Source organism: Oceaniovalibus sp. ACAM 378 (assembly GCF_008085915.1).
In the GTDB taxonomy this organism is placed as follows: Bacteria; Pseudomonadota; Alphaproteobacteria; order Rhodobacterales; family Rhodobacteraceae; genus Oceaniglobus.
The window spans coordinates 1-9,371 of the sequence record NZ_VSJK01000045.1; the positions used below are offsets into that span (position 1 = coordinate 1).

The window sequence follows — 9,371 nt, forward strand, 5'->3', positions numbered from 1 at the left end:
CCGGTTCGCTGGAAGCCGTCGTTTCCTTGGCCACCTTCCCATGCGCGTTCAGAACGCAGATCGCAGTGCTTGCCAAAGAGACGTCCAAACCGATAAAGTGATCCATGTCGTTGCCCTTTCATTCTGTGTTCAGAATTGGGGCGCGCCTCACGGCAAGACCCCGTAAGCACGCATCGCGTGCCAAGGGCAACGACACCTCACATCCACAGTCACGACAAGCCGAAACGCTGATGATTTGGGGCCAGCCCTATTATGGCATCTGACACATGACCGTACCCGATCACATGTTCAAACCGTTGAAAAAATCTCTTGCATCAAACGGGGCATCCACACATGGGAAGGAGACCTGATTAAGGGGGCCTTCAACCGGTCGGCGGTGGGCACGGTTGTCGAGCGCAAGACACGCTTTGTCATTCTCAGCAAGATGAACGGCTGCACCGCCAGCGCCGCCCTCGAGGGCTTCACGCGACAGATGAAACGTCTGCCCGTGGCGCTGCGACGCTCAATGACCTACGATCGGGGCTCGGAGATGGCCTGCCATCCTGAGCTGTCTCGTCGCCTCAAGATCGACATCTGGTTCTGCGATCCGCACGCGCCTTGGCAGCGTGGCTCAAACGAAAACACCAACGGCTTGCTGCGCCAGTTCTTCCCGAAAGGAACTGATCTAAGCGATCTCAGTCAGACCGCACTGAACGACGTTGCCCGCTTGATGAACGACCGTCCTCGCAAAACCCTGGGATGGAATACCCCCGCAGAAGCCATGGCCGAAGAACTCGCGGCCATCAAACCAACCGTCGCACTTCAAACTTGAATCCAAGCCCTTACGGTTAAGGTTTTCGTCTGCGACGTCGAAAGAAACATAGAAAAACCGCCCCACCGCGCCACTAATTCGTTTGCCCTCGCGATTAGAGCCGCTATCTTCGAAGATCGTTCTAAGACGCCGATAATAGTGTACCCACCTCAGCGCCCAACCTAAAATCCAGACTGGTAACTGACGCCGATGTATTTGGATTGACTGGGCTTGAGGTGCGTTCGTTCGGGCCACAGAAAAAACGCGAGCCAGTCAGCAATTTGGAAATGATTCCTTGGACCGCGGAACTGTAGGCTTGGCTTACATTTCCAACAAAATTTCGATTTTTACATCTTTTTAACCCGCCATTCCCACGTGTCTCCCAGAGACGCTGTTTTGGAGGAAGCGAGCCATGTTTTTGCAATGCAAAAACGCCCGCCTCCCCTCGCGGCGCTCGAGTCGGATTGGGTGCGCGCTGTGCTTGCACCCGGTCTGCCAACAGGCGGGATTTGGCATGGGAACCAAAGGTAGAGGCGGAAGACCGAAATTAGCGAACAAGCGGGATCACCAGATCACGGTACGGTTGACCCAGGCGCAGTATCATAGGCTGCAAACGGCGGCCGCGGGGGGCAGTGTGGCGGCGCTGGTGCGCAATCAGCTGCTCGGTCGGAGCAGTGAAATGACGGTTCAGGTGCCATTATTGAACCGGAATGCCTGGATTGAGCTCAGCCGGACCGCCTCGAATTTGAATCAGATGAGTTATCACCTGAATACCGGAGCCCGTCCCGAAATGGCTCGCATCCTGCCGCTCCTGCGGCAATTGCAGCGGGATCTGGAGGAGGTCCGCGCCGGTCTCATCGGGGGCGATCGTGGCAATCGGTAAGCTTACGAAAGGCAATAATGCCGCCGGACTGGTCGACTACATTCTTGCTGATCAGGATCACAAGGGCGAACATCGGGACCGCGCTGTTATCGTCGGCGGAACGCTCGGCTTTGATGCGCAAGCGGCCAAGGCCCATCTGGGTGCGCTCAAGAATCTGCGCCCGAGTTTGACGCGGAACGTCGCGCACATGTCGATCTCCCTTCCAGAGGGCGACCGGGCTCTAAGCGATGAAGAATGGTCGCAGATTGGCGATATGTGGGCCGCGCAAATGGGTTTCGAAGCCTATATGACGGTCTGTCACGGGGATCACATCCACATTGCCGCCAGCCGGATCCGACTGGACGGCAGCGTCGTCAGCGATGCGCATGATTTCCGCCGCAGCGAGGCGGTGATCCGCGAAATTGAGGCGCGGTTTGATCTCATCCGGGTGCAGCCCTCCCACCTCCTCGACCCGAGCAGAGTCCGCGATCATGTAACCGCGCCGACGCGCGGCGAGTTCGAGATGGCTGATCGTGGTGTCATTTCTACCAAGGCTCAGTTGCAGGCGCTCCTGAATGATCTGACCGCCGCGCCGATTACCGCCACCGATCTCGTAGAGGTGCTGGAGGACTGCGGCGTCGATGTCCGGCCGAACATTTCGGCCGTGACGGGCACGCTTTCAGGATTTTCTTTCGGTCTAGACGGGCATCACATTTCGGCGTCGCAGATCGGCCGCAAGTTCAGTTTGAAGCATTTGATTAAGAGAGGATTTACCTATGAGCAAGACAGAGACTTTTCGACACTTATCGGAGCAAAAGAGCGCAGCGTTGAGCGCGCCCTTGCGAGAGGCGCTGGCGCAGACGCGCGCATCGAACGAGGTGACGCAAGCGCGGATCGCGGTGCTTCCAATTCTTCTGGAGAAGAAACTACTGCCCGTGATCAGGGGGATTCAGCAGGTGGAACAGGGCATGCGCACCCACGAGAAGACCGAGAGACAGACCGACCAGAAGTTGCACTCGTTGGCGAAGGCGCAGTTGAAAATTCTGAAGGACCAGAGTGCACTCAAGAGTGGCTTCGACAAGGCGGCGACGGAGACAAAGGCGGCACGATGGGCTCACCGAGTGGTTTTGGGGGCGCTGGTCATGGGTCATTTGGCGACGCTTGGCACGGTACTGGTGATTCTGGCTGGAGTTTCTTAGACGGCGATGACTGGGAGGCGTTGTTTCGCTTTTTCAAAGATTGGAGCCGGAGCATCACGGCCTCACGGGGCGGGGCCAGAATGAGCCCGTCGGGTGGTCCGCCGGCTTCGCCAACGACAGAGCCACAGCGGCAGCTCAGAGGCGCTCGAAGCGATTTCGGTCATACTCTGCCATCACACCCAACCCGTGTATTGTCCGATCCGCCGGACGGCAGCAGTTCTGAGAGCATTGGCGGCCCGATGGAGACATCGGCCAGCGAAGACTGGGCAACAAACAACCCGGCGCTGAACGGGTGTGACGAGTCCGCCGAAGTGATCGAGGAGCCTGGAAAACCTTTCGGGCCGCTGAAGCCGACCGCAGACGACGATCAAGAAACAGGGCCGCGGTTTGGGCCCTGATCCAAGGTGTTCTGCCTGGAAGGTACGGACGCCACTCTGACGGAAGAGGGTCGCTTGCCACCGGAGGGTCAAGCGTCGTGTCGTGCCTCCAGCCAGCGCTGCAGCTCGCTCTGTCGCCACCCCACCAAGCGGGCGGTCAGCTTGATCGGGATGGGAAAATCTCCGCTTCGTATGTGGCGGTGAATTGTGGAACGACTCAGTCCAGTTATGTGTTCGACCTCTTTGCGTCTCAGAATGCGATCAATCGTCATGGGTACTCCTGTTATTAAGATTGACCATAAATTATCAGGTGATGTTTAAAGCCGCGTTTAGGAATTATTTATCTTATCGTGGGAGGCGATTCAGTTCTGTCAGGATCTAGTGTTCCGCACCTGACATAGGATTCCCATTGAAGGCCTGATGTGCCATATTCGGGGCATGAGACGCGATGACATTTGCCTATACCTTGGCCCCGCCAACCGCGCTGAGCTTCAAGCTCTGATCACCAACCGCAACACTGCGCGCAAGCTCGTCTGGCGGGCGAAGATCGTGCTGGCGACAGCAGACGGCTGCGGCACCGTTGAGATCATGCGGCGCGCGAAGACGTCCAAGCCCACCGTTTGGCGCTGGCAGGCGCGTTACCTTGACGAAGGAGTGGACGGCCTCCGGCGCGACAAGACCCGGCCGTCGCGCGTGCCGCCGCTGCCACGGGAAACGCGCCTCAAGGTGATTGCAAAAACTGTGCAGGAGACCCCGTCCAATGCCACCCATTGGAGCCGCTCGACCATGGCCGAGGCGGTGGGCATTTCGCCTTCCAGCGTCGGGAGGATCTGGGCAGATGCAGGTCTGAAGCCCCACCTGACGCGCGGTTTCAAGGTCTCGAATGACCCGATGTTCGAGGAGAAGGTCACCGATATCGTCGGGCTTTACCTCGACCCGCCGGAGCGGGCCGTCGTGCTCTGCGTTGACGAGAAGTCACAGATCCAGGCGCTTGATCGGACCCAGCCCGGACTGCCGCTCAAGAAGGGTCGTGCGGCCACGATGACCCATGATTACATGCGCCACGGGACCACCACGCTGTTCGCGGCCCTCGACGTAAAGTCAGGCATGGTCATCGGCGAATGCCTGCCCCGCCACAGAGCCAAAGAGTTCTTGCGCTTTTTGCGCCGCATTGACCGGGCCGTCCTCAAGCCGCGCGACGTGCATCTCGTGCTCGACAACTACGCCACCCACAAGACGCCAGAGGTAAAGGCATGGCTGGAGAAACACCCGCGTTTCAAGCTTCATTTTACGCCGACCAGCGCGTCATGGCTGAAACTCGTCGAACGGTTCTTCGCCGAGATCACGTCAAAGCGCATCCGCAGGGGCAGCTACACCAGCGTCGATGACCTAGAAGCCGCCATCTACGACTACCTTGGGCAGCACAATACCAAGCCGAAGCCGTTTCACTGGTCAAAAACAGCCGAGGATATCTTGACACGGGAACGACGCGCGCTGGACAAAATCGACGAAATCAGAGGGAACAGGTAGCAAGCGTCAGACTCGGAACACTAGCATTACAGTTGCATTCTCTTCCGATGTCTGAATCCATGAATTTCCATGAATCGGAGTCGGGTCTTCGCCAGAAGCCGAAAATGGTGCTGACGACCGGGAATCGCGCTTGGACCGCACAACGACGATCAGGCCCATAAAATGCCGCGCGATGCGTGAATGATCGGTCCGGGCCAGTGCGTTGATTGCTACCTCACCAGCACGCAACCTTGCGCACCCTCTTGCTTCCGCAGTGCTTCCGAAATGTTTGAACGCAAAAAGCCGCCCGTTAGGGCGGCTTCTAAGCGACTGTTATGTCGAAGTTTTGGTTGCGGGAGCACACAACCGCCGTCAATTGCCATCGATTGTCTGCTGACATCTATGCCGGGAGATTTGGGATCCGCACCTCCTCGTGCGCGCCGTGGCCATCTACGCCGGCGGCCACTACACCAAGATGGCCCCACCCGTCGCGCTCTGAAACTGCGGGAAATACACCCGCTAGGGGACCTGCACACTTTTATTCTCGCGACAACTTCAAGCTCAGTTGCGCCGCTGCTCTGGCTAAGTGGCGTAATCTCTGCGCGGCATAAGTGCAGCCTCATTGTCATTGCAGAGACTGGTTCCCATTGGTCTAACAGCATCCCGTGCTATGGTTCCGGCGCGGTCGTCTTGCCATAGTCTTCGCCTCGCTTGCAGCACCATGCCGCTGTTGCGCAGAAAATCCACTTGTCCAAGCTGTTCAAATTCTCGCAGCTACTTCTGGTACTTTCACTAAAAACCTTTGACAGGTGCAAACTGGTTAACTAGCCTTGTAGTTAACCAGAAGGAACCAGCGGCCCCATGAACACGCCAGTCGATGCATATGCTCTGATCAAGGAGCGCATTCTCTCCCTGGAGTATGCTCCCGGCACTCGCCTCTCTGAGGCTCGGCTGGCCGCAAGCCTTGGGCTTGGTCGCTCTCCGATACGCACAGCCCTACACCGCCTGGCACTTGAGGATTGGATCATCGTCCAGCCCCAGAGTGGATCTGTGGTTGCCCACCCTGATCCGACCTTCATTCGTGAACTCACGGAGTTGCGCGCAATACTAGAAGGCTTTGCTGCCGAAAAGGCGACGCTTGCACTGGATGACGAGGCCATCAGAAAGCTGCGCCACGCATATGATGCTGCGGCTGGTGCGGATGGCACTCCTGATGTCGATCTTGTTGAGGCTTTCGATGATCTCTTTCACGAGACGGTTTACGCATTTGGCGGCAACAAGCGGATCCGGCTGTTGCTCCTCAATCTTCGCGACCAGGTCCGCTGGCTAAGGCGATACAATCTCATTTACAGGGTGCGCCTGCGCGCCTCCCTCGAAGAGATGGGGGTGGTGGTGGACGCCTTTGAGCGCCGCGACGCCCCCGAAGCCGGACGCCTCGCGGCACTTCACATCACCAATATTGGGGATGCCTACGGGCTAGGCCCAACACCAGGCACGGAAACTGAGGATACTGAAGCATGAAAATTCAAACTATCGAAGCATTCCCGATCTCCTTCCCCATACCTGAGGGAAACAGCGTTACCCTTGGTATCGGGCGGTCGGTAAAGCGTGATGCGGTACTTGTGAAAATCACTACAGATGAGGGTGTCGTGGGCTGGGGTGAATCCCACCACGGCCGCGCGCCCGGGGCGGTAGCACATCTGATCCGCTCGACACTCAGCGATCTCATTGTGGGCATGGACGCCCTTGCGAACGTCACGGTCTGGGATCGCATCTATAAGATGCAGCTCGCCAGTCATGGAATGGGAGCTGCCGCAGCGATCGCGATGAGCGGAATCGACATGGCGCTCTGGGACATTCGAGGCAAAGCCGCCAATATGCCGCTCTACCGCCTGCTTGGTGGCGAGGGTACGCCTGTAACCGCCTATGCCGGCGGAATTGCACTGGGTTATCAGGCACCTGAAACATTGGCAGAGGAAGCTGCAGAGCTGGTCGGCCGTGGCTACCGCGCGCTCAAGCTTCGCATCGGCGATACCCCGGCCGCGGACATCGCCCGGATCCGCGCGGTGCGCGACGCCCTGGGGGCTGAAGTCGATATCCTGACGGACGCCAATGCCAATGCCAGCTTTGACCATGTGCGCCGCATCATGCCCGTGCTTGATGATGTCCATGCGGGCTGGCTCGAGGAACCTTTCTCACCCCATGATTACCCACTCTATGAACGTGCGGCTCAGCTGGGTACGACACCCCTTGCGGCGGGCGAAAACCATTACACCCGCTTTGAATTCCGCGACCTGATCACGAGTGGCACGGTTGGTATCCTCCAGCCTGATCTCTCAAAGACGGGCGGAATTACTGAGGGGCTGCGCATCGCCGCCATGGGCTCTGCCTATGGGCTGGAGATCCACCCGCACACCTCGACCACAGCACTGAACATGGCAGCAACGATCCACTTCCTCGCTGCCATCGATATGCCCGGCTACTATGAAGCAGAAGTCTCCAAAGCAAACCCGTTCCGCGACGAGATTTCTGACCAGAAGTTCACCATCGATTCAAATGGATGTTTCCATCCTTTCCAGGGTCCCGGTCTGGGTCTGGAAATCGACGAAGACTTCGTAAAGCACCACCCCCTGATCGATGGGCCCGGCTACGTGAAGTAGTTCGGCGAAGTCGCTCATACGACCTGTTTGCAATCTGAGAGGAGACAGAAAATGCAATATTTCACCAAAACCATCATCGCTGCCACGATGGCCATCGGCCTGACCGCGCCACTTGCGGCACAGGCAGATTTCCCGACACAGGAACTTCGGATCATTGTTCCGTTCAGCCCTGGTGGCAGCACGGACATCATGGCCCGCCTGATTGTACCAATGCTCAAGGAGCAGGGCGTCACGGCAGTTGTAGAAAACCTTCCGGGCGGCGGCTCTGCCGTTGGCATGGGCCAGGTCGCCACAGCGAAGCCAGACGGATACACCATCGGCCTTGCCTCAAGCTCGCTGTTGTCATTGATCGCCCAGGAAATGGTACCCTTCAAAAAGGACGCCTATACAGACCTGGTACGGTTCTCAGAGGATCCGCTGATCCTTCTGGTGAAGGGATCGAGCGAGTTTAAGGACCTGACATCTTTCATGGATCACATGAAGGCCAACCCAGGCACGGTGACCATCGGAACGCCTGGCACCAATAACGTCAACCATGCCATGGCTGAGCTCACCAACCGGGCAGGTGAAGGTGACTATCGTCACGTGACCTACCCCGGTGGCTCACGAGTCATCGCGGAAATCCTTGGTGGTCAGATCGATGCCGGCGTATTGAAGCCCTCCGAGACGATGGCGCAGATGGAAGCCGGCGAGATGCGTGCGCTTGGGGTCTACCGCAACGGACGGATTGAAAGCCTGCCCGACGTGGAAACCTTCGCTGAGGCTGGCTACAACCTGTTCGAAAGTGGCGAACTGGCACAGGTCACCTTCCTCACAGCTCCCGCAGGTCTTGATCCGGCCGTGCGCGATCGGCTCATCGAGATCTTCTCGACTGCTGTAATGAGTGATGAGTTCCAGGAGTTCTCGACTGTGTACGGCTTCATCGCTGACGGGCTGAGCGGCGACGAGCTGGAGACCTACAACAGCGAGTTAATGCAGGCGCTTGAAGTGGCCGCGTCCGAAATCTTTACGGACAGCTGAGATGGTACAGCGCCGTACTTCGGCAGACACCTGGTTTAGAAGGGGCGCTTTTGCGCTCCTTCTTCTAGGGGTAGTAGGGGGGGCACTCGCCCTCCTTACGCCTACACTTTCAATGAGCTTTGGCACGTCCCGCCGCCCGGTCGGGCCGGGCACCATACCCCTGATTGTCCTGGTCATGATCCTGGGGCTCTCTGCACTTGTCCTGATCATCGAGACTGTCCGGGCACTAAAGGCTTGGAAGGGAAACGCTCCAACACAGGTCGCTAATCCTGAAGATGAGTTGCCTTCTGGTGAACCGAGCGTGCGCCGCCAAGTCGCCCATGCCGCCGGCATCTTCGGAGCTCTGGTTATCTTTCTGCCGATCTGGCAGCTTACGAGTTTTCCCGTGGCGGGCTCGATCCTGGTCGTGGTCCTGTCACTTGCCTTACAGGGGCCATTCTGGCGCCAACCGCGCAAGGCCGCCCATGCAGTATTGGCATCGGTCCTGATCACCCTCGGTGTATGGGGCCTCTTTGAGTATGCCCTTGATATCCGCCTACGCTAACGGAGAAATCATGGACGCTTTTTCACATCTGATGAACGGGTTCCTCATCTTGGGATCGGATCCCGTGGGGCTTCTCTGGATCGCGCTCGGGGTATTGGTTGGCATCGTTACCGGTGCCATCCCGGGGCTAACTGCAACAATGGGTGTCGCAGTTTTCATCCCGATCACCTTCTCCCTCGAACCGCAGATCGCCCTCGGCACACTGATCGGCGTCTATTGCGGCGGCCTGAGCGGCGGCGCCGTGCCAGCGATCCTGCTCAATATTCCCGGTACACCATCGGCGTGCGGATTTCAGAAATACCGGACAGCGATTATGCTAATTCCCGGACAGCCGTTTCAGTAATTCCCGGACAGCTCGGGCCCGGCTGATCATCTGCCTGCGATCATGTTTCAGTTTGGATAGTTTCGGT

9 protein-coding genes and 1 pseudogene are annotated in these 9,371 nt (G+C 58.0%); 9 read left to right on the top strand and 1 reads right to left on the bottom strand.

The annotated features are described in order from the left end of the window. Nucleotides 1–334 precede the first annotated feature (334 nt). The 3 genes and pseudogenes from FQ320_RS24680 to FQ320_RS24690 form a co-directional block, all read left to right on the top strand. A pseudogene (locus tag FQ320_RS24680) lies at nucleotides 335–811 on the top strand (IS30 family transposase); the annotation flags it as partial. 613 nt (nucleotides 812–1,424) lie between these two features. Then, complete coding sequence (locus tag FQ320_RS24685) at nucleotides 1,425–1,673, top strand: hypothetical protein (protein ID WP_148475920.1); 249 nt, start codon at nucleotides 1,425–1,427, stop codon at nucleotides 1,671–1,673. Continuing rightward, nucleotides 1,660–3,249: a relaxase/mobilization nuclease domain-containing protein gene (locus FQ320_RS24690; RefSeq protein WP_187394080.1), complete on the top strand. Its 1,590-nt coding sequence runs from the start codon at nucleotides 1,660–1,662 to the stop codon at nucleotides 3,247–3,249. Before FQ320_RS24685 ends, FQ320_RS24690 begins: the two co-directional genes overlap by 14 nt. Nucleotides 3,250–3,317: 68 nt before the next feature. On the opposite strand, the gene FQ320_RS24695 is transcribed toward FQ320_RS24690, so the two are convergent. Beyond that, a complete protein-coding gene (locus FQ320_RS24695; RefSeq protein WP_148475922.1) occupies nucleotides 3,318–3,500 on the bottom strand; it encodes an AlpA family transcriptional regulator in 183 nt (60 codons plus the stop codon). A 166-nt stretch (nucleotides 3,501–3,666) separates the two neighbouring features. Between FQ320_RS24695 and FQ320_RS24700 the strand changes: the two genes are divergently transcribed. The 6 genes from FQ320_RS24700 (at nucleotide 3,667) to FQ320_RS24725 (ending at nucleotide 9,304) form a co-directional block, all read left to right on the top strand. Then, nucleotides 3,667–4,758 carry an IS630 family transposase gene (locus FQ320_RS24700; protein ID WP_148475923.1) on the top strand — a complete coding sequence of 364 codons (1,092 nt, stop codon included), beginning with the start codon at nucleotides 3,667–3,669 and terminating at the stop codon, nucleotides 4,756–4,758. Nucleotides 4,759–5,598: 840 nt separating this feature from the next. Next, nucleotides 5,599–6,258 (top strand): GntR family transcriptional regulator, encoded by a 660-nt coding sequence (locus FQ320_RS24705; protein WP_148475924.1) that lies wholly within the window; start codon nucleotides 5,599–5,601, stop codon nucleotides 6,256–6,258. Continuing rightward, nucleotides 6,255–7,397 carry a mandelate racemase/muconate lactonizing enzyme family protein gene (locus tag FQ320_RS24710; protein ID WP_148475925.1) on the top strand — a complete coding sequence of 381 codons (1,143 nt, stop codon included), beginning with the start codon at nucleotides 6,255–6,257 and terminating at the stop codon, nucleotides 7,395–7,397. Before FQ320_RS24705 ends, FQ320_RS24710 begins: the two co-directional genes overlap by 4 nt. Nucleotides 7,398–7,448: 51 nt before the next feature. Beyond that, entirely contained in the window at nucleotides 7,449–8,417 is a 969-nt protein-coding gene (locus tag FQ320_RS24715; protein WP_148475926.1) for a tripartite tricarboxylate transporter substrate binding protein, read from the top strand. 1 nt (nucleotide 8,418) lies between these two features. Continuing rightward, nucleotides 8,419–8,961, top strand: coding sequence for a tripartite tricarboxylate transporter TctB family protein (locus tag FQ320_RS24720; RefSeq protein WP_148475927.1), 543 nt, complete (start codon nucleotides 8,419–8,421; stop codon nucleotides 8,959–8,961). Between the two features lie 10 nt (nucleotides 8,962–8,971). Beyond that, on the top strand, nucleotides 8,972–9,304 hold the full coding sequence (locus FQ320_RS24725) for a tripartite tricarboxylate transporter permease (protein ID WP_187394081.1): 333 nt from the start codon (nucleotides 8,972–8,974) through the stop codon (nucleotides 9,302–9,304). Nucleotides 9,305–9,371: the final 67 nt, after the last annotated feature.

What these genes read in the sequence shown, in the direction of transcription:
- FQ320_RS24695 (WP_148475922.1), bottom strand. Translation starts at nt 3,500, where the DNA reads ATGACGATTGATCGCATTCTGAGACGCAAAGAGGTCGAACACATAACT.
- FQ320_RS24700 (WP_148475923.1), top strand. Translation starts at nt 3,667, where the DNA reads ATGAGACGCGATGACATTTGCCTATACCTTGGCCCCGCCAACCGCGCT.
- FQ320_RS24705 (WP_148475924.1), top strand. Translation starts at nt 5,599, where the DNA reads ATGAACACGCCAGTCGATGCATATGCTCTGATCAAGGAGCGCATTCTC.
- FQ320_RS24710 (WP_148475925.1), top strand. Translation starts at nt 6,255, where the DNA reads ATGAAAATTCAAACTATCGAAGCATTCCCGATCTCCTTCCCCATACCT.
- FQ320_RS24715 (WP_148475926.1), top strand. Translation starts at nt 7,449, where the DNA reads ATGCAATATTTCACCAAAACCATCATCGCTGCCACGATGGCCATCGGC.
- FQ320_RS24720 (WP_148475927.1), top strand. Translation starts at nt 8,419, where the DNA reads ATGGTACAGCGCCGTACTTCGGCAGACACCTGGTTTAGAAGGGGCGCT.
- FQ320_RS24725 (WP_187394081.1), top strand. Translation starts at nt 8,972, where the DNA reads ATGGACGCTTTTTCACATCTGATGAACGGGTTCCTCATCTTGGGATCG.